The following is a 21,890-nucleotide window of genomic DNA, read 5'->3' as shown; positions in this document are numbered from 1 at the left end:
TCAGTTTCCACGCCCGCCACGCAGGAGGACATCAAGCCCGATCGCCATCACCTTCGCCGATTCGATCATGTCGTCGATGCCTACCCATTCGTCGGGGCGATGCGCGAGGTCGAGAATGCCGGGTCCATAGGCGATGCAGTCATAGAGGCCGCCGATGCGGGCGACGTGTTTCTGGTCGTAGGTGCCGGGCGAAATGACATAGTCCGGCTCGCGGTCGAAGACTTCCATGATGCCTTGCGCCACGGCCTTGACCACCGGCGCGTCGCGCTCGGTCATGGTCGGCTGTACCTCCATCAGGTCGCGGATGTCGTAATCGAACTTTTCGCGCTCACGCTTCAGCCGGTCGAGGATCGAGGTGACCTCCGATTTCACGTCGTCGATCCTCTCTTCCAGCAGGAACCGGCGATCGATGGTGAGCCGGCACCGATCGGGAACCGTAGGGGAGGGCAGGCCGGGTCGGAAGTCGTCGGTCTGGCCGCCGTGGATGGAATTGATGTTCATGGTCGAGCGCCGCGCGCCGGGCGGCACAACGGGCATGGTGGTCCGTTTGCGGTCCAGCGCGGGAAAGAGGTCGGCCTCGAAGGCCGCGAGCACCGCGCCCATGTGGCGTACGGCGTTGTCGCCGAGGAACGGCATGGACCCGTGGGCGATCTCGCCCTTCGTCTCGATCTCCGCCCACCAGACGCCGCGATGGCCGAGGCAGATGCGGTCCTTGTTGAGAGGTTCGGGAATGATGACGTGATCGACTTTGGGCCTTGAGAAATAGCCGAGGGAGGCCAGATGGGCGACGCCGCCGAACCCTCCGGATTCCTCGTCGACGGTGCCCGAAATCTCGATGGCGCCGGGGAAATCCGGGTAGGTTGCCATGAAGGCCTCGACCGCGATGACGGAGGCGGCCAACCCGCCCTTCATGTCGCATGCGCCGCGCCCGTAGATGCGGCCGTCCCTCACGATTCCCGCAAAGGGGTCCAGGGTCCAGTCATCGCCTGCCTCCACCACGTCGATATGCGAATTGAAATGAACGCACGGCCCCGGCGAGCGGCCGTCGAAGCGCGCGACGACGTTGGTGCGCGGGTAGCGGTCGCTGTCTCCGGGGACGCCGGTTGCGCGAATGTATTCGACGCCGAATCCCCTGGCGCGAAGCCGTTCGCCGAGGAATTCCGCGCAAGGCGTATAGGCTTCCCCCGGAGGGTTGACGGTCGGGAACCGGATCAGGTCGCAGGTCAGCGCGACAAGCTCGTCGCGCCGGGTGTCGATGGTTTTGAGGAGCTGGTCATACATGGGCGCGATTGAGCCGCGTTCGGTGCCCGAATGCAAGCACGCGCGATTGGCTCACCAGACAAGTCAGGAAATCTCCAGGAGCCGCGCTGCTACCCCTGGAAGAGACCGGTTAAAATTGTTCCGTCTCATTGGGCATTTGTTCAAGGACTCGCGCCTATCATTCGTTTCCTCTTTAAAAAGAGGCGAAATAAGCCGAAAGTAGTCATGCATGGGGCATGCAAGGCAACAATTGGGGTTTGGTATCATGAAGAAGACTATCATGGCGGTCGCCGCTTTGGCGGCCATGTTGCTCGGCGGCGTCGCTGAAAGCTCTGCTGCCGGGTTGGTTGCACGCGTGGACATTTCCTCGCAGACGATGACCGTGAGCCGCTACGGGCAGGTGCTCTATCGCTGGCCTGTCTCGACGGCGCGCAGCGGCTACGTCACGCCGCGCGGCACCTATCGTCCGCAACGAACGGCACGGATGTGGTATTCGCGCAAATACCACATGTCGCCGATGCCTTATTCGGTCTTCTATCACGGCGGTTACGCGATTCACGGCACGAATGCCGTTCGGCGGCTCGGCTCGCCGGCGTCGCACGGCTGCGTCAGGCTACGTACCGCCAACGCGGCGACCTTCTATTCGATGGTGAAGGAAGTGGGTTTCGGCAACACAAGGATCGTCGTCGCCGACTGATTTCGGAAGGAGCCGCGTTTTCGGGATCTTGCCCGGAAAGAGCGGGAAAGGGAGTGCGTTCATTCCGCATCCCGGTATGCGCGGAGAAGAAAATCGCCGCGTGACGCCGTTTTGGCGCATTTCCTTTCCGGTGCCGCACGGCTAGGACTCCGTCGAGGAGCCAGGAAATGAGTCCCAGCCCAAGCGTCGCTCTGTCAGAGCCCGTGGCCGACGAGGTCCGCAAGACCACCTGCTACATGTGTGCCTGCCGCTGCGGCATCAACGTCCACATCAAGGACGGCAGGATCCGCTACATCGAGGGCAACCGCGACCATCCGGTCAACAAGGGCGTGCTGTGCGCCAAGGGCTCGGCCGGCATCATGCAACATTACGCGCCGGCGAGGCTGCGCGCGCCGCTGAGGCGTGTCGGCCCACGCGGCTCCGGGCAATTCGAGGAAATCTCCTGGGACGAAGCGCTGACCATCGCCACCAAATGGCTGGGCGAGGTGCGCCATCGCGACCCGAAGAAACTGGCCTTCTTCACCGGTCGCGACCAGTCGCAGTCGCTGACCGGCTTCTGGGCGCAGCAATACGGCACGCCGAACTATGCCGCGCATGGCGGCTTCTGCTCCGTCAACATGGCGGCTGCCGGCATCATGACGATCGGCGGCGCCTTCTGGGAGTTCGGCGCGCCCGACTGGGACCGTACGAAACTGTTCGTGATGTTCGGCGTGGCGGAGGATCACGATTCAAACCCGATCAAGATGGGTATTTCCAAACTGAAGAAGCGCGGCGCGCGCTTCGTCTCGGTCAATCCGGTGCGCACCGGCTATTCTGCGGTGGCCGACAACTGGATCGGCATACGGCCCGGCACGGACGGGCTGCTGATCCTGGCCGTGATCCATGAACTCCTGAGGGCACGGAAGATCGACGTCGACTATCTGGTTCGTTACTCCAACGCGCCCTGGTTGGTGGTGGACGCGCCGGGGACGGCGGACCACGGCCTGTTCGCCCGCGACGGCGAGGGAAAGCCGATGGTCTGGGAAACCGTCACGGAACGGGCCGTGCCGGCCGGCACGAAAGGCGCGCACGCCGCGCTTTCGGGCCGGTTCGAACTGGCGGACGGCCGCTTCGCCGTGCCGTCGTTTCAGTTGCTGGCGGAAAAATACCTCGACCCGAAATATGCGCCGGAGGCGGTCGCCGACGAGACAGGCATCGCGGTCGAAACCATTCGAGGCCTCGCAGCCGAGATCGCACGCGTCGCCTTCGAGGAGGAGATCGTCGTCGAACAGCCGTGGACCGACATGCACGGTGAACGGCATCAGGGTTATGTGGGGCGGCCGGTGTCGTTCCACGCCATGCGCGGCCTGTCCGCCCATTCCAATGGTTTCCAGACGACGCGGGCGCTGCACATCCTGCAGGTGCTGATCGGCGCAATCGATTGCCCTGGCGGCTTCCGCTACGAGCCGCCTTATCCCAAGCCGCTGTCGGCGCATCCGACGCCGCATGGTCGCGCCGAGCATTTCGGCTCCGACAAGCCGCTGGCGGGGCCGCATCTCGGTTTTCCGGGCGGGCCGGAAGACCTGTTGATCGACACGGACGGAAATCCGGCGCGCCTGGACAAGGCGTTCTCGTGGGACGCGCCGATCGCCGCGCACGGCATGATGCACATGGTGATCGCCAACGCCCATGCCGGCGACCCGTATCCGGTGGACGTGCTGTTCCTCTACATGGCCAACATGGCCTGGAATTCGTCGATGAACACGGCCGGCACCATCAGAATGCTGGAGGACAAGGACCCGACCACGGGCGAATACCGCATTCCGAAGATCATCTATTGCGACGCGTACGCCTCCGAGATGGTCGCCTACGCCGATCTCGTCCTGCCCGACACGACCTATCTGGAGCGGCACGACTGCATCTCGCTGCTCGACCGGCCGATCTCCGAACCGGACGCCGTTCAGGACGCGATCCGCTGGCCGGTGCTGGAACCGGACCGCGACGTGCGCGGGTTCCAGACTGTCCTGCTCGACCTCGGCGCGCGGCTCAGGCTTCCCGGCTTCGCCGATAGCCTCGGCAAGCCGCTCTACAAGGACTACGCCGATTATATCGTGCGCCACGAGCGGCGGCCGGGCATCGGGCCGCTGGCCGGATTCCGTGGCTTGAAGGGCGATCGGGCGGGGCGAGGGGCCTCCAATCCGGATCAGTTGAAGCGCTACATTGAGAACGGCTCCTTCTTCTCGGCTCACATCCCGATGGAGGCGCAGTTCTTCAAACACGCCAACCAGGCCTACCAGGATTTCGCCGTGCGCATGGGCTTCTTCGACACGCCGCAGCCGGTGACGTTCCAGCTCTACCAGGAGGTGCTGCAGAAATTCCGACTGTCGGCCGAGGGCCTGCGCGAACCGGTGGCGCCGGAGACGCACAGGCAGCGAATACTGGGAAGCTTCGATCCGCTGCCGGAATGGTACCGGCCATTCGGCGAAGCGCTGGTGGACCGGAAGGAATATCCATACCACGCAATCACTCAGCGGCCGGCCGCCATGTATCATTCCTGGGGATCGATGAACGCCTGGCTCAGGCAGATTCACACCAGGAACCCGCTCTACGTGCCGGGCCCGATCTGCGACGAGCTTGGCCTGAAGGACGGCGACTGGGCCTGGGTGACGTCGCATCACGGCCGCATCAAGGTCGAGGTCGCGCGCACGGAAGCGGTCAATGCCTCGACGATCTGGACCTGGAACGCCGTCGGCAAACGGGCCGGCGCGTGGGCGCTGGACAAGGATTCGCCGGAAGCGAAAAAAGGTTTCTTGATGAATCACCTGATCGCCGATCTTCTTCCGTCGAAGGAGGACGGCATGCGCTGGTCGAATTCCGATCCGGTGACGGGACAGGCGGCCTGGTACGATCTCAGGGTGAAGATCGAGAAGGCGGAGCCTGGCGAGGCGATCAGCGAGCCGCACTTCGCGGCCATCGCGCAGCCGGAGCCGGAACCGCATCCCGACGTGCTGCGCTACGGGCAGGAGTGGGCGCGATGAGGAGCATAGGCGCCGTACCCCCACCCCTAACCCCTCCCCGCAAGGGGGAGGGGAAGCTGCCGCGTTCCAAGTCCCCCTCCCCCTTGCGGGGAGGGGTTAGGGGTGGGGGTCTGCACCATCATGGGAGGCGCGTACCATGACCTCGCTCCCGTCACTTTCTACGCCCAAGAAGCTCGGCCTCGTCATCGACCTGGACGTCTGCGTCGGCTGCCATGCCTGCGTGGTCAACTGCAAGGAATGGAACACCGGCGGTTACGGCAGCGCCCTGTCGGACCAGCATCCCTACGGCGCGGACGTGTCCGGCGCCTGGCTGAACAGGGTGCATACGTTCGAGGTGGTGCCGGACGGTGGCGAACTGGTCGGGGAGGCTGGCGAGGCGCGCATCGTCCATTTCCCGAAATCCTGCCTGCACTGCGAGGACGCGCCCTGCGTCACCGTCTGCCCGACCGGCGCATCCTACAAGCGCGCCGAGGACGGCATCGTTCTCGTCGAGGAGGACAAGTGCATCGGCTGCGGCCTGTGCGCCTGGTCCTGTCCGTACGGCGCGCGAGAGATGGACCTCGCAGCCGGGGTGATGAAGAAGTGCACTCTGTGCATCGACCGGATCTACAACGAGACGCTGGAAGAGGCGGACCGGCAGCCGGCCTGCGTGCGTACCTGTCCGGCCAATGCGCGCCATTTCGGCGATCTGGCCGATCCGGGATCGGCGGTGTCGATCATGGTCGCCGAACGCGGCGGGGTCGACCTGATGCCGGAGCAGGGAACGCGGCCGGTCAACAAATACCTGCCGCCGCGCCCAAGAAAGCCGCTGGCGGCCAGCGCGTCCGCCCTGCAGCGGGAAGAAGGCACCGAAGGCGCGACGGGCTTCTTCGCATGGCTCGACGGCGTGCTGGACCGAATCTGATCCATGCATCCGGCTCCCTCCATCATCGTCTTCACCACGCTTTCGGGGCTCGGCTACGGGCTGGCCTGCGCGCTCGGCCTCGGCCTGTTCGATCCGGCGGCCCTGGCCACCAAGGCCGGCTGGGTTCTGGCGCTGGCTTTGGTCGCGGCCGGACTGTCCTCGTCCACGCTACACCTCGGCAATCCGCAGCGCGCCTGGCGGGCTTTTTCGCAATGGCGCTCGAGTTGGCTATCGCGTGAGGGCGTCATGGCGGTCGTCACCTTTTTGCCGCTGGCAGCTTCGGCTTGGCTGTGCGTCGTCGAAAGCCGCTATTCTGTGGTGGCCGGGCTGATCGGCTCGGCGCTCTGTCTCGTCACCGTGTTCTGCACCGCGATGATCTATGCTTCGCTGAAATCGGTGCAGGCCTGGCACACGCCGCTGACGCCGCTTTGCTACCTGCTTTTTGCACTCGCCGGCGGCTGCGTCGCCGCCAGTTTCCTCGCCTTTTGCGGCGCCGGCATGTCGAGTTTTTTTGCTCCGGCCGCCGTCATCCTGCTCGCCGCGGCCTGGACGGCGAGACGGTTCTGGCGGCGCAGGATGCTGGACATGCGTCCTCTCTCCACGCCGGAAAGCGCCACGGGCCTGAGTGCGATCGGCCGCGTGCGCCTGTTCGAGAGGCCGCATATGACGGAGAACTACCTGACGAGGGAAATGGGCTTCAAGGTGGCCCGCAAGCACGCCGGCAAGCTGTGGCGGCTGGCGCTGCTGGTGGGAGCGGTTGTCCCGGTCGTGCTGCTGTTCTTCCTGTTGATCGGATCGGCCCAGCCCGGCTGGCCGGCGGCGCTGGTCGCCGGCGTCGCCGCCCTGGCTTCGCTGCTCGGAATCGTGGTGGAGCGATGGCTGTTCTTCGCCGAGGCGCGTCACGCCGTCATGAACTACTACGGCGGCTGAAATCCTTGGATGCCGCTACTCCACCACCGGGACATCGGCCGGCGCGCCGCTGCGCAGCGGCTTTTCCGGCATCAGCGCGAGCATGACGAACGACGTTACGAGCATGACGGCGGCAACGAGGAAGATCGCCGCGAAAGAAGAGGCCGAAGCGGCCTGGACGCCCGTGGTCGCGCCTTCGCCGGCCAGCGGCAGGCCGTAGCCGAGCGCGACCGCGCCGAGGACCGCGACGCCGAGCGCCGCGCCCAGGGAGCGCAGAAAGGTCAGGACGCCGGTCGCAACGCCGAGGTGGGCGCGCTCGACCGCATTCTGCACCGAGACCGTGCCGACGGGGAAGGTCGTGCCGGAGCCGAAGCCGATGCAGGCGGTCAGCACTTCGATCGGCACGAGCGTCGCGCTGCCGGCGATGCAGGCGAGCGCGCCGAGGCACAGGCTGGCGAAGGCGATGCCGAGCAGGGCGATGCGCTTGTAGTGCGTGAAGCGCGGAATCAGCTTGCCGCTGGTCGCCGCGCCCAGGACGGTGCCGAGCAGCAGGCCGAGCAGCGCCATGCCGGATTCCGCCGCCGTCAAGCCGAGATAGGATTGCAGGTAGACCGGCAGATAGACGGAAAGGCCGACATTGGAAGCTTGCAGCAGGAAGACCGCCAGCGTTCCGGTGAGAACGATGCGGTTGCCAAGGACCTCCAGCGAAATCAGGGGCTCCTGCGCCCGCATGAGTCGAAGCGTGAACAGCGCCCAGAAGACCGCTGAGGCGGCGACGATGCCGAGAATTTCGGACGAGAACCAGGGATAGGCGCTGCCGCCCCAGTTGAGCGCGAGAAGCAGCAACGCCGTCGCCATGACCAGCAAGAGTGCGCCGAGGCCGTCGATCCGGTGCTTTTTGCCCGCGCTTGCCAGTTTCTTGAGCGGATTGTTGATGATCGCCATCGCCACGAGCCCGAGCGGCAGGTTGATCCAGAAGATCAGCGACCAATGCAGATGCTCGGCGAAGGCGCCGCCGAGCAGCGGTCCGGCAATGCTGGCGACGGCCCACATGCCCGAGATCCACGCCGCATAGCGCGCACGCTCCATCGGCGGCACGAGATCGCCGATAATCGTCTGCGACAGCGCGAACAGGCCGCCGCCGCCGATGCCTTGCATGGCCCGCCCGGCGACGAGCACCGGCATGTTGGGGGCGAGCGCGCTGACCACTGAGCCCAGCAGGAAGACCAGGATGGCGACATGGATGGTCGGCCGTCGGCCGCGGATGTCGGAAATCTTGCCGTAGAGCGGCGCCATCGCCGTCGCCGTCAACAGGTAGCCGGTGACGATCCAGGGCAGATACTGCTCGTCGCCGAGCGCGCGGCCGATCGTGGGCATGGCTGGTGCGACGATCGTCTGATCGAGCGCGGCGAGCAGCATCGCCAGAAGGACGCCACCGATGATGACGTTCTTCTCGCGTTCCGAAATCGCCGGGACGACATCGGGTGGCGCGGTCTTATGATCGACAGCCTGATCCATTGGGCATTACTACCATTTCCGCGAAGGGTCCGGACGTATGTCGGCCTCGCTCGTCGAAAATCGACGGCTGGGACGGCTATTTCCGCTGGGGCTTCGCCATGTGCGAAGGTCCGAATCCCATCTTCGGGATCGCCGGACTACCAACCGGCAAGCGTTTCCTGGAACAGCGGCGTCGCACTAACAGACGGCACCGCCGCTGTCGAGGCGAGGCAGGGGCTGTGCTGCAATGATCGCCGTCGTGGTCCAGCGGGTCAGCCGGGAATCCGGCCTTCTTCGATCCGCTCGACCCGATATTGCAGCAGCCGCAGGATGCGGCTCTCGAAATTGATTCCTTCCACCCGGTCGAACCGCGCCTGGTCGCGGTCGTGGTCGGCGAGCGCCCGGGCTGTCAATTCCTTGGCCTTCGCCTTGGCGATATCGCAAGTCTTCTGAGGGTAGGTGGCCTTCAGCGCTTTCTCCAGCGCGCGTGCATGGTTCTTGGCAATCTCGACATGCCTGCTCTCGTGCCGCCTGATGTCGGCCGACAGCGTGTCCCAGAAGATGCGCACATCCTCGTCGGCGTGCCTGCGGTCGCGCCAGACGGGCAGGATGACATGCGCCTTGACCGTCACGACCGCCGATACGATCCGGCAGGAGCCCGAACTTTCCGAGTAACCGATGCGGGTAGAGAAGGCCATTCGCGTCGCGCCGGGGTGGCGCAGTCCCGTCGTCTTGACCTTCGGACCACGCTTGACCAACTGATCCTCTATCTGGTCCAGCGTGCGTCCGCCGATGCGGAAATAGGAATAGCTCTTCACGACGTTCGCGGCAGCCCCCGGCGTGATGATGCCTGCGGCGAGAATGGCGCTGACGAAGAAACGCTTGATCATGTTGCCTCCACCTCCACCTTGCGTTACGGCCAGTCGCGGCGCAACGGAATTCCGGTTCGGGTAGCCGGCAACAGCAGACGGCTGCAACGATGACGAAAAGATGGCATCTGGCGCATGGGCGCCATCTCGACCTCGGCGGAAAGGCCGTGGTGATGGGTATTCTGAACGTCACACCGGATTCCTTTTCCGACGGCGGCCTGTTCGACGGCCCCGAGCGCGCGCTCGCGCAGGCGGCGCGCATGATCGCGGAGGGCGCGGCGATCGTCGACGTCGGGGGCGAATCGACGCGGCCGGGCGCCCGGCCGGTGTCGGCCGAGGAGGAGCAGGCGCGCGTCCTGCCCGTGATCGCCGGACTTGCGGGGACCGAAGCGATCGTCTCGGTCGATACTTTCCGTGCCTCGACCGCGCAGCTGGCTGTCGAGGCGGGCGCCCATATCGTCAATGATGTGTGGGGATTGCAGCGGGAGCCGGATATCGCGCGGGTCGCGGCGGATACCGGAGCGGGGCTGGTCATCATGCACACGGGCAGGGACAGGCGAAAGGTGCCTGACGTTATCGAGGATCAGTTCGCATTCCTGAAAAAATCGCTGGAGATCGCTCGGGCGGCAGGGATTGCAGACGACCATATCGTGCTCGATCCGGGCTTCGGCTTCGCCAAGGAAACCCCGGAGGAAAATCTCGACCTGATGGCGCGGTTCGAGGAACTGCACGCGCTGGGTTTTCCGCTGATGGCCGGCACGTCGCGCAAGCGCTTCATCGGCGCTGTCACCGGCCGGGAGGCCGCAGGGCGCGATGTCGGCACGGCGGCCACCAGCGTCATCCTGAGGCTCAAGGGTGCACAGCTTTTTCGCGTCCATGATGTCGCAATCAACGTGGACGCCCTGGCCGTCACCGATGCTATGCTGGCCCGAGAAACGCCCACGCCTGACCGGAACCTGCCCTGATGTATGTCATTCGAATGAAGAATTGCGCGTTCTTTGCGCGTCACGGGGTATTGGACGAAGAGGAGACGCTCGGCCAGCGCTTCTATGTCGATGCCGAACTGACGGTGGAGCCGAGCCAGCCGCTGGAAGAGGATTCCATCGCCGGCACAGTGGATTACGGAGTCGCCTTCGACGTCATCGAAAAGATCGTCACCGGCAAGCGCCGCCTGCTCATCGAGGCGCTGGCGCTCGAGGTGGCCAAGGCTCTCGCGGCGCGATTCCAGCAGATCAGGCAGGCTGAGATCACCATCCGCAAGCCGAACGCGCCTGTGCGCGGCGTCCTCGACCATGTCGAGGTCAGCGTCGTCTGGCCGCGGTCATGACCGGTTCAAGGGTCTATCTCAGCCTGGGCGGCAACATCGGCGATCCGAGAAAGTCCATGGGCGCCGCGCTGCGCATACTGGATGCGGACGCCGCCATTTCCATCTCGGCCGTCTCGTCGCTCTACCGGACGCCGCCCTGGGGCAAGACCGACCAGCCGGATTTCCTCAACGCCGCGGCCGCGCTCGTCACCACGCTTTCGCCGCGGGGCCTGCTCGATCTGTGCCTTGAGGCCGAGCGCAGGTTGAAACGGGTGCGCGAGGAGCGGTGGGGGCCGCGGCTCATCGACATCGACATCCTGACCTTCGACGATCGAACGGTGCACGAGGCCGGGCTGGACGTGCCGCATCCGCGCATGACCGAACGCGCTTTCGTGCTCGCGCCGCTGGCAGAGATCGCGCCGGATTTCCTCATCGGCGGGCAGACGGTCACCGCACGCCTTCAGGCCATCGACACGGCAGGCATCGAGCGGCTGCCAAGCGGGCAGGACTGGTGGAAGGGATAAAGCATTTCCGGCGAAAACAGGATTGCTCTAAACCTCACCCCGCGAATCCGCCGCCGTCGAGGAATGCCTGTTCCTCGGGCGTCGTCGCGCGGCCGAGCGCCGGATTGCGGTGCGGGAAGCGGCCGAAGCGCGTGATGATGTCGCGGTGATCGATCGCCCATTTGAGGTTCGACGGGCAGTTGGCCTCGAACAGCGCAACCGAGCGTTCCTGGTCCTTCATGTCCTCCGCGTGCTCGAACGGCAGGTAGATGAAGGCGCGCAGCTTCTCGTCAAGGGCCATGTCGTGGCCGGCCGCGATGGCCTTGCCCGCGAAATGGCGGGCGAGCGGATCGGTCGCGAACATGTGGCCGGTGCCGCGGAAGCAGTTGCGCGGGAACTGGTCGAGCAGGATCATCAACGCCAGCGAACCCTCCGCATGCTGCGACCAGTCGTCCAGTTCGCGCCGGGCGGCGGCGTAGTGTAGATCGAGAAAACGCTCGCGAAAATCGTCGTCGAAGGCGTCGCTCTTCTCGAACCAGGCGTCTTCGCCGGCTTTGCGCCAGAATCCCGTTACTGAAAGCGCCCGCTCGTCCAGTTGCGTCATGGTCAGACCTCACTCCTGAGGCGGGGTCAAAACGCCCGCCGTCTCCTCGTTGAGCGCCCGGCCAGGCGAGCGCGGCTGCGCGACCGGGGCTGGCACCGGGGTGCTCATGTTGCCCTTGAAGTAGAGCCGGCCGTCCTGGATGTTGCCGGCGAGTTGCAAGTCGAAGCGCGCATTGTCGCGGCGCCGCACATCCTCGACGGTTTCGGCCACGTCTTCAGGGTCGACGCCCAGCGCCTCGAGCGCCGAACCGCCGAAGACGAGTGCCGACTCGAACGTCTCGCGGAGTTGGTAATCCGCGCCGGCGCGCACCAGTTGCAGCGACGTGCCGCGATCGTAAGCGCGTGACAGCACCAATGCATGCGGAAATTCCGACTTCACCAATTCGGTGATGCGCACCGCCACGTCGCCCTTGTCGACGCAGACCAGCACGGCGCGCGCCGAGCCGGCGCCGGCGGCGTGGAGAATATCGAGCCGCGTGCCGTCGCCGTAATAGACCTTGAAGCCGAAGTTCGACGCCGCCTGGATCATTTCCACGTCGTTGTCGATGGTGGAAACGTCGATGCCGCGCAACAGCAGCGGCTGGCTGACGATCTGGCCGAACCGGCCGAAGCCGATGATGAGCACCGACCCGCTCAGGCCGTCGGCCACGTCGACGTCGTCGAGGGATTGCTCACCGCGCGGCGCGAGCCGGCGCAATACGATGATGACCAGCGGCGTCAGCACCATCGAGATGATGATGATGGCGGTCAGGATCGCGTTGGCGCTGGCGTCGATCAGTCCGACAGCGGCCGCCGACGAGTAGAGCACGAAGGCGAACTCGCCGCCCTGCGCCATCAGCGCGGCACGATCGAGCGCGTCACGGTGCGTGGCCTTGAGCAGCCGCGCCACGAGGTAGATGCCGATGCCCTTCATGGCCATGTAGGCGACGACGTAGACGGCGATCATTTGCCAGCTCTCGGCGACGACCTTGAGGTCGAGCGACATGCCGACGGCGAGGAAGAACAGGCCGAGCAGCACGCCTCTGAAGGGCTCTACGTCCGCTTCGAGTTGGTGCCGGAAGGTCGATTCGGAAAGCAGCACGCCGGCAAGAAACGCGCCCATCGCCATCGACAGGCCGGAAAGCTGCATGACCAGCGCCGAACCGAGCACCACCAGCAGCGCGGCGGCGGTCATGACCTCGCGCGCGCGCGCGTCGGCGAGGATGCGGAACAACGGGTTGAGCAGGTAGCGCCCGGCGATCACCAGGGCGACGATGGCGCCGACGCCGATGCCGATCTCGCGCAGGCGCTCGGCCAGGGTGACGTCGCCGCCGCCGGGCGCCAGGAAGGCAACCAGCGCCAAAAGCGGCACGATCATCAGGTCCTCGAACAACAGGATCGAGACGATGCGCTGGCCTTGCGGCGTGGCGATGTCGCCGCGTTCCTCCAGCAACTGCATGACGATGGCGGTCGAGGTCAGCACGAAGCCGGCGCCGGCGACGAAGGATTGCGCAATGGGAAACCCTCCGATCCAGCCGACGACGGTCAAAAGCAGCGCGCACAGGCCGACCTGCAGCGTACCGAGGCCGAAGATCTCGCGCCGCAGGCCCCATAGCCGCGACGGCTGCATCTCCAGCCCGATGATGAACAGGAACATGACGACGCCGAGTTCCGCGACATGCAGGATCGCCTCGGGGTCGGCGAAGATGCGCAGGCCGAACGGCCCGATCGCCAGGCCGGCCGCCAGGTAGCCGAGGATCGAGCCGAGTCCGATCCGCTTGAATATGGGCACGGCAACGACACCCGCCGCCAGCAGCGCCACCACCTGTACGAGTTCGCCGCCGTTGGTAATCTCAGCCGCCATGCCTGCCTTCGGATGTCCGGTGGGGTGGCGCTTGCTCACCCCGGATTTGAGCGTACCATAGGGATTCGATCCGGCCGGGAACAGGGCAAATCGCCTGCCGGCGCAGCCTTCAGACCGACAGGACGATCACTGCGAGTACGCTGAACAGCGCCATCAGAAGCAGGTCTGCGGCCCGGTAGAGCGCCAGCGCCCGGCGAATGTCTGCGCTGGTTGCTTCGCGGCGGCCGCCGCTGCCCATGACGGCGTCGTCCACGGTGACGCCGTCATAGATGCGAGGGCCTGCGAGCGCCAGCCCCAGCGCGCCGGCCATAGCGGCTTCGGGCCAGCCGGCATTGGGCGAGCGGTGCCTGCCGGCGTCGTTTCGCAAGGCCCGCCAGGCTGCCCGGGCATCTGTGTCTCGCAACAGAAACGCCGCCGCGACGATCAGCAGCCCGGAAAGACGCGAGGCTGGCAGGTTGACGAGATCGTCGAAGCGCGCCGCCGCCCAGCCGAAGGCTAGATGGCGCGGCGTCTTGTGACCGATCATGGAATCGGCGGTGTTGACGCCCTTGTAGGCCGCGCCCCCGGCCAGACCGCCGACGCCGAGCCAGAAGGCCGGAGCGACGACGCCGTCGGAGAAATTTTCCGCAAGGCTCTCGATGGCGGCGCGGCAGACCGCCGGCTCGTCGAGGCGATCGGGATCGCGGCCGACGATCATCGAGACGGCCTTGCGTCCGGCCTCGAGGCCGCCGGTGTCGAGCGCCTCGGCGACCGCGCGGACGTGGGCGGTCAGGCTCTTTTGCGCGAGCAGCGAGGTTGCCAGCAACGCAGTCAGCACGAACCCGCCAGGAAACCAGCCGAGCAGGGATTCGATGGCCGCGCCCAGCGCCAGCGGCACGACCACGATGACGAACAGCGCGAAGACGCCTGCCATGCGACGCCGCGTGTCGGAATCGGTGGCGCGGTTGAGCGTGCGATCCAGAAAGGCTATCAGCCGGCCGAGCCACGTCACCGGATGACCGACGGCGCGGAAAAGCCGGTCCGGATAGCCGATCACGGATTCGGCGGCCAGCGACAGGAAAGCGATCAGGACGGACATGGGAATTCCGGACGGACAGGCAACGGTGGATCACGGCGGAAGCCTGGGCCGGGCAAGGGCGCTGTTTCCCCATGCGCCGGACCCGTTCGTCGATCTTTCGACCGGGATCAACCCGCACTCCTATCCGCTTTTCGACCTGCCCGCCACAGCGTTGACGCGGCTGCCGGAGGCGGATCGGCTGCATCGCCTGAAACATGTCGCGGCGGCCACATACGGTGCGCCGGACGCGGCCGCCGTGGCGGCGGCTCCGGGCACGCAGATCCTGCTGCCGCTGGTCTCGGCGCTCGTGCCGCCCGGCCGCGCATTCGTGTTGGGGCCGACCTATGCCGAGCATACCCGCGCCGCCCGCATCGCCGGTCATGAGGTGCGCGAGGTCGCGGCGTTCGAGGACCTGGAGCAATCGGACCTCGCCATCGTCGTCAATCCGAACAATCCCGACGGCAGGGTCATCCCGCGCGCCAGCCTGATCGACCTTGCCGGCAGGTTGCGGCGCAGGGGAGGGCTGCTCGTTGTCGACGAGGCCTTCATGGATGTCGGTCCGCGAAGCGAGAGCCTTGCCGGCGATGTCGGGAGCGGCGGGATCGTCGTGCTGCGTTCCTTCGGCAAGTTCTTCGGGCTCGCCGGGGTGAGATTGGGCTTCGCGCTGGCGAATACGGAGATCGCGACCCGGCTGGAAAGCCGGCTTGGTCCCTGGGCCGTGCCCGGACCGGCTCTCGAATACGGCATTCGTGCCTTGTCCGACATCGGTTGGCGGGACGCGATGCGCCTGCTGCTAACCGCGGAAGCGGACAGGCTGGATGCGCTGTTTGCGCGGTTCGGCATTCCCGTCACCGGCGGCACGCCGCTTTTCAGGTTCATCGAGTTCGCGGGCGCGCCGGGTCTTTTCCGGGCGCTGGGCGAGAACGGCATCATTCTTCGCCATTTCGCGGGTCGGCCCAACGTGCTGCGCGCCGGCCTGCCCGGCTGCCAGGAGGAATGGCAAAGGCTGGAATCCGCGCTTGCCGGTTGGGCGGGAGCGGTTCACGATCCGGTCGAGGAGGCTCGGCCATGACCCTGTCGGCAATTCACGTCTGTCCGCTGTCGAAGGTCGGCGAGGTGGCCACGCGGGTCGATGCGAGCCATCTGCTTTCGCTGCTGGCGACGGGGACGGCGATGGTGCGGCCGGCATCGATCCTGCCGCAGAACCATTTGTATCTGGTCATGCACGACATAGCCGCGGCGCAGGACGGCATGACCATGCCCGGCGAGGAGCATGTGGCGAACCTGCTCGCCTTTGCCCGGCGCTGGGATCGCGCCAGGCCGTTGCTGGTGCATTGCTATGCCGGCATCAGCCGCTCCACCGCTTCGGCCTATATCATCGCCGCTGCCCTGGCGCCGCGACGTGACGAACACGAACTGGCCCAGACGCTTCGGGCGCGGTCCCCCTCGGCGACGCCCAACCCGCGCCTCATCGCCGTCGCCGACAGGATGCTCGACCGCAACGGCCGCATGATCGAGGCGATCAAGACCATCGGGCGCGGCGCGGACGCTTTCGAGGGTGTGCCGTTCGAACTGAGCATCGAGGCGTAACGATCCGCTGGGCGTCATCCCGGAATTTCATCGTGAGCAGAGCGAGCGTGAAATGTCCGGGATCCATTCCGTAGCATTTCGGAGACGTTCCGGACTGGCTCCTGGCCCTTCAGGCGTTCGTCATTCGAAAAGCCAAGCAATTGGCTTTTCGTTCGCTCCGCGAACCACTCCTCACCGCAAGCTCGCTTGGCTGGGATGACGAGTCCGGTTGCCATGCACCATGCGCCAGCCGAGATGACGGACGTTACGCCAGCCAGTCCGCCAGCTTCGCCTTGCGCACGTCCTGAAGCAGCCGAATGAAGCCGTCGGCCTGATGCTCGGCGGTGAGCCGGCCTTTTTCCGCCGTGGCGAGATGCGCTTCGCCGACGACGCCGTTCGGGTTGAGATCGGAGGCGATCCAGGCGAAGGCGTGCGTGCCGGTCGGTTTCAGCAGTTCGAATTCCCGCTCGGCGCGCTGGACGCTGGAGACGAAATCCTGCGCCTTGCTCATGTCCACGAGGTCCGGGCGGAAATGCAGCATGACCGAGGTCTCGAAGTCGCCGCCGTGGATGCCGTAGCGGTCCTCGATGTCGCTGTAGAGGCCGGCGGGCCGGCCGAAGCGCGACCAGCTTGTCTTCACCGCCAGCATCTTGAACGCGACGCGCAACTCGCGCGCGACGATGCCCATGATCTCCTCGTTGCCACCATGCGAATTGACGAACACGATCTTCTTCACGCCGGCCCGCGCCACCGACGCGCCGAGATCGGCCCACGACTGGATGGCGGCGAGCGGCGTCAGTGTCAGCGTGCCCGGCGCATGAACATGCTCGTTCGATTTGCCGACCGACTGCACCGGCAGGATGCGGATGTCGAGGTCTTCGGGAAGGCGTGCGATCACCGTTTCCAGCATGCCGTTCATGATGGTCGTGTCGGTCGAGACCGGCAGGTGCGGGCCATGCTGCTCGATCGCCGCCACCGGAAGCACGGCGATCGTGGATTCGGGGTCGATGGATGCATATTCGGTCGTGCGGAAGTCGCCCCACCAGACGCGGCGCGGTGTCGTGTTTGTCATGATATCCTCAATCTCCCGCAGCGACGACTTCGACTTCGACCTTGAATTCGGGCCGTGCGAAACCCGACACGATCATCAGCGTCGAGGCGGGCGGCGGGTCGGCAACCAGCCGGTCGCGCGCAGCCATGTAGCCCTTCAGGTGGGCGCGGTCCGTGACGTAGGCGTTGATGCGCACGATGTCGCGAAGGCCGAGTCCGGTTTCCCCCAGGATCGCCGCGATGTTTGCGAAGCACAGTTCCGTCTGCGCCTCGACGTCCTCCGGTATCCGGTCGTCCGCCCCGATCGCAACCTGACCTGAGCAGAAAACGAGTCGCTTGCCCGGCGGCACCTCGACGCCGTGGCTGTAGCGCGCGAAGGGCGGCTTGATCGTCTCGGGCGTCAGGAATCGGAACATGAAGAATACCTTTCACGCCAAGGGTAGGGGGTGCGTGCTCCGTCCACAAGATCGCCGTGGATGCAGCGTGTCGATTGTGGACAGTAGAGGAAAAAATCGTCACGATGCGCGCCGGACAGCTAACGCCCTGCCATGCACTCTCCGTTTCGACGGAAGATACAAGAAAACCAGGGCGTAAGGTCTGTTTTCTCGATTTCGGATACAGCCCGCCAACAAACAGGGCGAACAGGGGTGACGTCGATGCACGATGGATTGAAGTTGGCAGGCGCCGTGGCAGGCCTGGCCTTTGCGGTGAACGCGGCCGCAGCCAATGAGAAGGCGATCTTCGGCACCAACTGGCTCGCACAGGCAGAGCACGGCGGGTATTATCAGGCTCTTGCCGATGGCGATTACGCCGCCTGCGGCGTCGACCTGACGATCCAGCAGGGCGGTCCCCAGGTCGCCGGCAGGCCGCTGCTTCTGGCCGGCAAGATCGACTTCTACATGGGCGGCAACATGCAGCAGGCCTTCGACGCGGTGGCGCAGGGCATTCCGCTGCGCGTCGTGGCGGCGCATTTCCAGAAGGAGCCGCAGGTAATGATGTCCCATCCCGGCGAGGGACTGGACACATGGGAGGAGCTGAAAAACGCCGACCAGTACATCATCGGCGACGAAGGGGCGCAGAGCTTCCTTCTGTGGATGGCCAGCGAATACGGCTTCGATGTCGGCAAGCGCGTGCCCTATACCTTCAACCCGGCGCCCTTCATCGCCAACAAGAAGTCGATCCAGCAGGGCTACGCCACGTCCGAGCCCTTCGCGGTCGAGAAGGAAGGCGGCTTCAAGCCGAACGTCTTCCTGCTCGCCGACTACGGCTACAGCACCTATTCCACCACCGTGGAGGCGATGCAGGACACGATCGACAAGCGGCCCGAGGTGGTCCAGTGCTTCGTCGATGCGTCGGCCAAGGGCTGGTACAAATATCTCTACGGCGACAACAAGGCCGCCAACGACCTCATCAAGAAGGACAATCCCGACATCACCGACGAGCAGATCGCCTTCACCATCGAGCAGCTCAAGAAATACGGCATCGTCGATTCGGGTGACACCGAGAAGATGGGCATCGGCGCGATGACGGATGCGCGCATGAAGGACTTCTACGACAAGATGGTCAAGGCCAAGGTCGAGCCGGAAGGAATCGATATTTCAAAGGCTTATACGCTGCAGTTCGTGAACAAGGGCGTTGGCCTGGATTTGAAGAAATAGTCCGGATCCGATCGTGCAGCAGAACAAGGTCGATTTGCCGCCGGTGCGGGCGAGCGGGGCGTTGCTGTCGCTCGCCGGCGTGGGCAAGGTGTTCTCCAACGGCGTGACGGCGCTGGACAATGTCGATCTGGCGATCGGCGAGGGCGATTTCGTTTCACTTCTCGGCCCGTCAGGCTGCGGCAAGTCGACGGCGCTGCGGATCATCGCCGGCCTGTCGCTTCCGACCTCGGGCACGCTTGAGTGGCGCGGCGGCTCGTTCGACCGCTCCGGCATCGGCTTCGTCTTCCAGGAACCGACGCTGCTGCCCTGGGCGAGCGTCTTCGACAATGTCTGGCTGCCGCTTCGGCTGCGCGGCGTCTCGAAGGCCAAAGCTGCGCCGGCGATCATGGAAATGCTGTCGCGCGTCCATCTCGACGGGTTCGCCGAGGCGGTGCCGCGGGAGCTTTCCGGTGGCATGAAGATGCGCGTTTCCATCGCCCGCGCCCTGGTGACGAAGCCGCGACTGCTTTTGATGGACGAACCGTTCGCGGCGCTGGACGAGATCACCCGTTTCCGGCTCAACGACGATCTTCTGAGCCTGTGGCAGGACGAGCGCTTCACGGCGATCTTCGTTACCCATTCGGTGTTCGAAAGCGTTTTCCTGTCCAGCCGCATCGTCGTGATGGCGGCGCGGCCGGGCAGGGTGTTCGAGGAACTTGCCGTCGAGGCCGCCTATCCGCGCGACGAGGCGTTCCGCACCTCGCCCGATTATGCGGCGCTGTGCCGGCGGGCTTCGGACGTGCTGTCGGCCGCCATGCAGGCAAACGGAGGCGGACGCGATGACGGCCACTGAGATTTCCGCCGTGAAGCTCGATCCGGAGGAAGCGCGCCGCGTCAGGCAGCGGCGCGTCGAGCGCATCGGCCGGTGGCTGTTTCCGCTCATCGTCATGGCGCTCGCGGTCTGGCTGTGGGATCGCATCTGCGTGTGGAACGGGATTCCCAGATACATCCTGCCGCGGCCGCTCGAAGTGCTCCAGACCCTGCACGACGATGCCGGGCTCCTGTTTTCCTCGCTGCTTTTCACGCTCAAGATCACCTTCCTGGGCCTCGTCCTGGCCGTTGTCGGCGGCGTCGGACTGTCGGTCCTGTTCGCGCAGTCGAAATGGGTGGAGATGACGTTCTTTCCGTTCGCCGTCATCCTTCAGGTCACGCCCATCGTGGCGGTGTTTCCGCTCATCAACATCTATGTCGGCAACCAGACGGCGAAGCTGCTGCTGTGCGCATGGATCGTGGCCTTCTTCCCGATCCTGTCCAACACGACGCTCGGTCTGAATTCGGTCGATCGCAACCTGCGCGACCTGTTCAAACTGAACGGCGCGTCGCGGTGGCAGGAGCTTTGGCATCTGCGGCTGCCTGCGGCGATGCCTTATTTCCTCGGCGGGTTGAAGATCGCCGGGGGCCTGTCCCTGATCGGCGCGGTGGTGGCCGAGTTCGTCGCGGGTGCTTCCGGCCAGTCGTCGGGGCTCGCCTCGCGCATCATCGAGGCCGGATACCGCCTCAACGCGCCGCGCCTGTTCGCGGCGCTGATCCTGATCTCGGCGACGGGCATCATCATCTTCCTTGTCCTGTCGCTTGTGTCGCACCTGATTCTGCGGCGCTGGCACGAAAGCGCGATCAGGCAGGAAGGGTGAGAGTGGCCGTGAATTGCGTCATTCCGCAAGTTATCCGCAGCGAAGTGGACGTATCGCTATTCGGGATCCATTCCGTGATATTGCATGGGTTACGGAATGGATCCCGGCTCGCGCAATCGCTTCGCTCATGCTTGGCCGAGACGACGATCGGCATGTATGCGGCGGCCAGGTCGTGAAGTCGTCGATCTTTTCCGCTTCTTCCTACGCCCTCGTCAACGCGCGGCTACATTGCTCGCTGACGCCGGGACTGACGGCGCCGGTCGATGCCGAGGGTTTCGTCCTCGCCGACATCGTCGTGGCGGATGGCCGAATAAGCCGCATCGAAACCGCCCAGCGGACGATGGCCGAAGGTGCCATCGACCTTGCCGGCCGCATCGTCCTGCCCTGCTTCGTGGATTGCCACACCCATCTCGACAAGGGTCATATCTGGCCGCGCAAACCGAACCCCGACGGGACGTTCATGGGCGCGCTGGAAGCGGCGGATGCCGATCGGGTGGCCCGCTGGAGCGCCGTCGATGTCGACCGGCGCATGGATTTTGCGCTGCGATGCGCCTATGCGCACGGCACCGGCGCAATCCGCACCCATCTGGACAGCATACCGCCGCAGGATGAGATTTCATGGTCCGTCCTCGAAGCCATGCGCGAGCGCTGGCGCGGACGAATCGACCTGCAGGCGGCCTGCCTGTTCGGCATCGAACGCGTTCGCGATCAGGATTGGTTCAGCGGAATGGTGCGGCGGGTCTCGGCTGTCGGCGGCATTCTCGGCGCGGTCACCTACATGGTGCCCGATCTGGACGCGCTGCTCGACCGCATGTTCCGCGCTGCCATCGAGCACGGGCTGGATCTCGATTTCCACGCCGACGAGACCGATTCCGTCGAAGCCATTTCGCTAAAGAGGATCGCCGAGGCGGCGCTGCGGCACCGTTTCGAGGGCCAGGTTCTCGTCGGTCATTGCTGCTCGCTGGCGCGCCAGCCGGATCGCGAGATCGCGAACACGCTGGACAAGGTTGCCGAAGCCGGGCTCGCCGTCGTTTCGCTGCCGCTGTGCAACCTCTATCTTCAGGACCGCCGCACCGACGGGACGACCCCGCGCTGGCGTGGCGTCACGCTCCTGCACGAGATGAAGGCGCGAGGCATTCCGGTCGCGGTGGCCTCCGACAACACGCGCGACCCATTCTACGCTTATGGCGATCTCGACATGCTTGAAGTGTATCGCGCGGCGACGCGGGTCCTTCATTTCGACCATCCTGTGGGCGACTGGCCCAAAGCGGTGAGCTCGACACCGGCCAGCATCATGCGGTTACACGACGCCGGAAGCCTGCGGGCGGGAGGGCCTGCCGATTTCGTGATCTTCAAGGGCCGAAGCTGGACAGAATTGCTGTCGCGGCCCGAATCGGATCGCATCGTCGTGCGCGGTGGTCGCGCTATCGATGCCGTCTTGCCCGACTATGCCGAACTCGACGACCTGATGGAATGAC

21 protein-coding genes are annotated in these 21,890 nt (G+C 65.3%); 13 read left to right on the top strand and 8 right to left on the bottom strand.

Annotated features, from left to right (window positions below; translation table 11 throughout):
- Entirely contained in the window at positions 1 to 1,281 is a 1,281-nt protein-coding gene (locus tag ABMA46_RS11515) for an acetylornithine deacetylase/succinyl-diaminopimelate desuccinylase family protein (RefSeq protein WP_348999494.1), read from the bottom strand.
- 244 nt (positions 1,282 to 1,525) lie between these two features.
- On the opposite strand from ABMA46_RS11515, the gene ABMA46_RS11510 reads away from it, so the two are divergent.
- The 4 genes from ABMA46_RS11510 (at position 1,526) to ABMA46_RS11495 (ending at position 6,808) form a co-directional block, all read left to right on the top strand.
- Complete coding sequence (locus ABMA46_RS11510) at positions 1,526 to 1,957, top strand: L,D-transpeptidase (RefSeq protein WP_348999493.1); 432 nt, start codon at positions 1,526 to 1,528, stop codon at positions 1,955 to 1,957.
- A gap of 167 nt (positions 1,958 to 2,124) precedes the next feature.
- Positions 2,125 to 4,974 (top strand): molybdopterin oxidoreductase family protein, encoded by a 2,850-nt coding sequence (locus ABMA46_RS11505; RefSeq protein WP_348999492.1) that lies wholly within the window; start codon positions 2,125 to 2,127, stop codon positions 4,972 to 4,974.
- A gap of 136 nt (positions 4,975 to 5,110) precedes the next feature.
- Positions 5,111 to 5,878 (top strand): 4Fe-4S dicluster domain-containing protein, encoded by a 768-nt coding sequence (locus tag ABMA46_RS11500; RefSeq protein ID WP_348999491.1) that lies wholly within the window; start codon positions 5,111 to 5,113, stop codon positions 5,876 to 5,878.
- Positions 5,879 to 5,881: 3 nt separating this feature from the next.
- On the top strand, positions 5,882 to 6,808 hold the full coding sequence (locus ABMA46_RS11495) for a dimethyl sulfoxide reductase anchor subunit family protein (protein ID WP_348999490.1): 927 nt from the start codon (positions 5,882 to 5,884) through the stop codon (positions 6,806 to 6,808).
- A gap of 15 nt (positions 6,809 to 6,823) precedes the next feature.
- Here ABMA46_RS11495 and ABMA46_RS11490 read toward each other — a convergent pair whose 3' ends face one another.
- The gene (locus tag ABMA46_RS11490; protein ID WP_348999489.1) at positions 6,824 to 8,305 is read right to left on the bottom strand and encodes an MDR family MFS transporter; all 1,482 of its coding nucleotides are present in this window, start codon (positions 8,303 to 8,305) and stop codon (positions 6,824 to 6,826) included.
- Positions 8,306 to 8,556: 251 nt separating this feature from the next.
- Positions 8,557 to 9,174, bottom strand: a complete 618-nt coding sequence (locus ABMA46_RS11485; RefSeq protein WP_348999488.1) for a DUF922 domain-containing Zn-dependent protease — start codon at positions 9,172 to 9,174, stop codon at positions 8,557 to 8,559.
- Between the two features lie 89 nt (positions 9,175 to 9,263).
- Here ABMA46_RS11485 and folP point away from each other — a divergent pair, with 89 nt between their 5' ends.
- From folP to folK, 3 genes are read left to right on the top strand one after another with little or no spacing between them, the layout of a single operon-like run.
- Positions 9,264 to 10,118, top strand: a complete 855-nt coding sequence (gene folP, locus ABMA46_RS11480) for a dihydropteroate synthase (RefSeq protein WP_348999487.1) — start codon at positions 9,264 to 9,266, stop codon at positions 10,116 to 10,118.
- Positions 10,118 to 10,480, top strand: a complete 363-nt coding sequence (gene folB / locus ABMA46_RS11475) for a dihydroneopterin aldolase (protein WP_348999486.1) — start codon at positions 10,118 to 10,120, stop codon at positions 10,478 to 10,480. The genes folP and folB overlap by 1 nt, the downstream gene beginning before the upstream one ends.
- Positions 10,477 to 10,983: a 2-amino-4-hydroxy-6-hydroxymethyldihydropteridine diphosphokinase gene (gene folK, locus ABMA46_RS11470; protein ID WP_348999485.1), complete on the top strand. Its 507-nt coding sequence runs from the start codon at positions 10,477 to 10,479 to the stop codon at positions 10,981 to 10,983. The genes folB and folK overlap by 4 nt, the downstream gene beginning before the upstream one ends.
- A gap of 34 nt (positions 10,984 to 11,017) precedes the next feature.
- Here folK and ABMA46_RS11465 read toward each other — a convergent pair whose 3' ends face one another.
- The 3 genes from ABMA46_RS11465 to cbiB all read right to left on the bottom strand — a co-directional run bounded on the left by ABMA46_RS11465 (position 11,018) and on the right by cbiB (position 14,486).
- Positions 11,018 to 11,566, bottom strand: a complete 549-nt coding sequence (locus tag ABMA46_RS11465) for a DUF924 family protein (protein WP_348999484.1) — start codon at positions 11,564 to 11,566, stop codon at positions 11,018 to 11,020.
- Between the two features lie 9 nt (positions 11,567 to 11,575).
- Positions 11,576 to 13,408, bottom strand: a complete 1,833-nt coding sequence (locus ABMA46_RS11460; RefSeq protein ID WP_348999483.1) for a monovalent cation:proton antiporter-2 (CPA2) family protein — start codon at positions 13,406 to 13,408, stop codon at positions 11,576 to 11,578.
- 109 nt (positions 13,409 to 13,517) lie between these two features.
- Positions 13,518 to 14,486: an adenosylcobinamide-phosphate synthase CbiB gene (gene cbiB / locus ABMA46_RS11455; RefSeq protein ID WP_348999482.1), complete on the bottom strand. Its 969-nt coding sequence runs from the start codon at positions 14,484 to 14,486 to the stop codon at positions 13,518 to 13,520.
- Between cbiB and cobD the strand changes: the two genes are divergently transcribed.
- Positions 14,485 to 15,537, top strand: coding sequence for a threonine-phosphate decarboxylase CobD (cobD, locus tag ABMA46_RS11450; protein ID WP_348999481.1), 1,053 nt, complete (start codon positions 14,485 to 14,487; stop codon positions 15,535 to 15,537). The genes cbiB and cobD overlap by 2 nt on opposite strands.
- On the top strand, positions 15,534 to 16,055 hold the full coding sequence (locus ABMA46_RS11445) for a tyrosine phosphatase family protein (RefSeq protein WP_348999480.1): 522 nt from the start codon (positions 15,534 to 15,536) through the stop codon (positions 16,053 to 16,055). The genes cobD and ABMA46_RS11445 overlap by 4 nt, the downstream gene beginning before the upstream one ends.
- Before the next feature lie 244 nt (positions 16,056 to 16,299).
- On the opposite strand, the gene ABMA46_RS11440 is transcribed toward ABMA46_RS11445, so the two are convergent.
- A complete protein-coding gene (locus ABMA46_RS11440; protein WP_348999479.1) occupies positions 16,300 to 17,106 on the bottom strand; it encodes a creatininase family protein in 807 nt (268 codons plus the stop codon).
- Between the two features lie 7 nt (positions 17,107 to 17,113).
- Positions 17,114 to 17,500 (bottom strand): RidA family protein, encoded by a 387-nt coding sequence (locus ABMA46_RS11435; RefSeq protein WP_348999478.1) that lies wholly within the window; start codon positions 17,498 to 17,500, stop codon positions 17,114 to 17,116.
- A gap of 240 nt (positions 17,501 to 17,740) precedes the next feature.
- Between ABMA46_RS11435 and ABMA46_RS11430 the strand changes: the two genes are divergently transcribed.
- From ABMA46_RS11430 to ABMA46_RS11415, 4 genes are all read left to right on the top strand, one after another.
- Positions 17,741 to 18,742 (top strand): ABC transporter substrate-binding protein, encoded by a 1,002-nt coding sequence (locus ABMA46_RS11430; protein ID WP_348999477.1) that lies wholly within the window; start codon positions 17,741 to 17,743, stop codon positions 18,740 to 18,742.
- Positions 18,743 to 18,755: 13 nt separating this feature from the next.
- Positions 18,756 to 19,574, top strand: a complete 819-nt coding sequence (locus ABMA46_RS11425) for an ABC transporter ATP-binding protein (protein ID WP_348999476.1) — start codon at positions 18,756 to 18,758, stop codon at positions 19,572 to 19,574.
- Positions 19,561 to 20,412, top strand: a complete 852-nt coding sequence (locus tag ABMA46_RS11420; protein ID WP_348999475.1) for an ABC transporter permease — start codon at positions 19,561 to 19,563, stop codon at positions 20,410 to 20,412. The genes ABMA46_RS11425 and ABMA46_RS11420 overlap by 14 nt, the downstream gene beginning before the upstream one ends.
- A gap of 172 nt (positions 20,413 to 20,584) precedes the next feature.
- Positions 20,585 to 21,889, top strand: a complete 1,305-nt coding sequence (locus ABMA46_RS11415; RefSeq protein WP_348999474.1) for a cytosine deaminase — start codon at positions 20,585 to 20,587, stop codon at positions 21,887 to 21,889.
- Position 21,890 lies beyond the last annotated feature (1 nt).

The sequence above is a fragment of the Mesorhizobium hunchu genome, from assembly GCF_040081975.1.
In the GTDB taxonomy this organism is placed as follows: domain Bacteria; phylum Pseudomonadota; class Alphaproteobacteria; order Rhizobiales; family Rhizobiaceae; genus Mesorhizobium; species Mesorhizobium hunchu.
This window is presented reverse-complemented; position numbering and strand designations above follow the sequence as displayed.

Excerpts from the sequence above, each read along its gene's own strand:
- ABMA46_RS11505 (WP_348999492.1), top strand. The coding sequence starts at position 2,125 with ATGAGTCCCAGCCCAAGCGTCGCTCTGTCAGAGCCCGTGGCCGACGAG.
- ABMA46_RS11460 (WP_348999483.1), bottom strand. The coding sequence starts at position 13,408 with ATGGCGGCTGAGATTACCAACGGCGGCGAACTCGTACAGGTGGTGGCG.
- folP (WP_348999487.1), top strand. The coding sequence starts at position 9,264 with ATGACGAAAAGATGGCATCTGGCGCATGGGCGCCATCTCGACCTCGGC.
- ABMA46_RS11465 (WP_348999484.1), bottom strand. The coding sequence starts at position 11,566 with ATGACGCAACTGGACGAGCGGGCGCTTTCAGTAACGGGATTCTGGCGC.
- folK (WP_348999485.1), top strand. The coding sequence starts at position 10,477 with ATGACCGGTTCAAGGGTCTATCTCAGCCTGGGCGGCAACATCGGCGAT.
- ABMA46_RS11445 (WP_348999480.1), top strand. The coding sequence starts at position 15,534 with ATGACCCTGTCGGCAATTCACGTCTGTCCGCTGTCGAAGGTCGGCGAG.
- ABMA46_RS11510 (WP_348999493.1), top strand. The coding sequence starts at position 1,526 with ATGAAGAAGACTATCATGGCGGTCGCCGCTTTGGCGGCCATGTTGCTC.
- ABMA46_RS11430 (WP_348999477.1), top strand. The coding sequence starts at position 17,741 with ATGCACGATGGATTGAAGTTGGCAGGCGCCGTGGCAGGCCTGGCCTTT.
- folB (WP_348999486.1), top strand. The coding sequence starts at position 10,118 with ATGTATGTCATTCGAATGAAGAATTGCGCGTTCTTTGCGCGTCACGGG.
- cobD (WP_348999481.1), top strand. The coding sequence starts at position 14,485 with ATGGGAATTCCGGACGGACAGGCAACGGTGGATCACGGCGGAAGCCTG.
- cbiB (WP_348999482.1), bottom strand. The coding sequence starts at position 14,486 with ATGTCCGTCCTGATCGCTTTCCTGTCGCTGGCCGCCGAATCCGTGATC.
- ABMA46_RS11435 (WP_348999478.1), bottom strand. The coding sequence starts at position 17,500 with ATGTTCCGATTCCTGACGCCCGAGACGATCAAGCCGCCCTTCGCGCGC.
- ABMA46_RS11500 (WP_348999491.1), top strand. The coding sequence starts at position 5,111 with ATGACCTCGCTCCCGTCACTTTCTACGCCCAAGAAGCTCGGCCTCGTC.
- ABMA46_RS11440 (WP_348999479.1), bottom strand. The coding sequence starts at position 17,106 with ATGACAAACACGACACCGCGCCGCGTCTGGTGGGGCGACTTCCGCACG.
- ABMA46_RS11490 (WP_348999489.1), bottom strand. The coding sequence starts at position 8,305 with ATGGATCAGGCTGTCGATCATAAGACCGCGCCACCCGATGTCGTCCCG.
- ABMA46_RS11495 (WP_348999490.1), top strand. The coding sequence starts at position 5,882 with ATGCATCCGGCTCCCTCCATCATCGTCTTCACCACGCTTTCGGGGCTC.
- ABMA46_RS11515 (WP_348999494.1), bottom strand. The coding sequence starts at position 1,281 with ATGTATGACCAGCTCCTCAAAACCATCGACACCCGGCGCGACGAGCTT.
- ABMA46_RS11420 (WP_348999475.1), top strand. The coding sequence starts at position 19,561 with ATGACGGCCACTGAGATTTCCGCCGTGAAGCTCGATCCGGAGGAAGCG.
- ABMA46_RS11485 (WP_348999488.1), bottom strand. The coding sequence starts at position 9,174 with ATGATCAAGCGTTTCTTCGTCAGCGCCATTCTCGCCGCAGGCATCATC.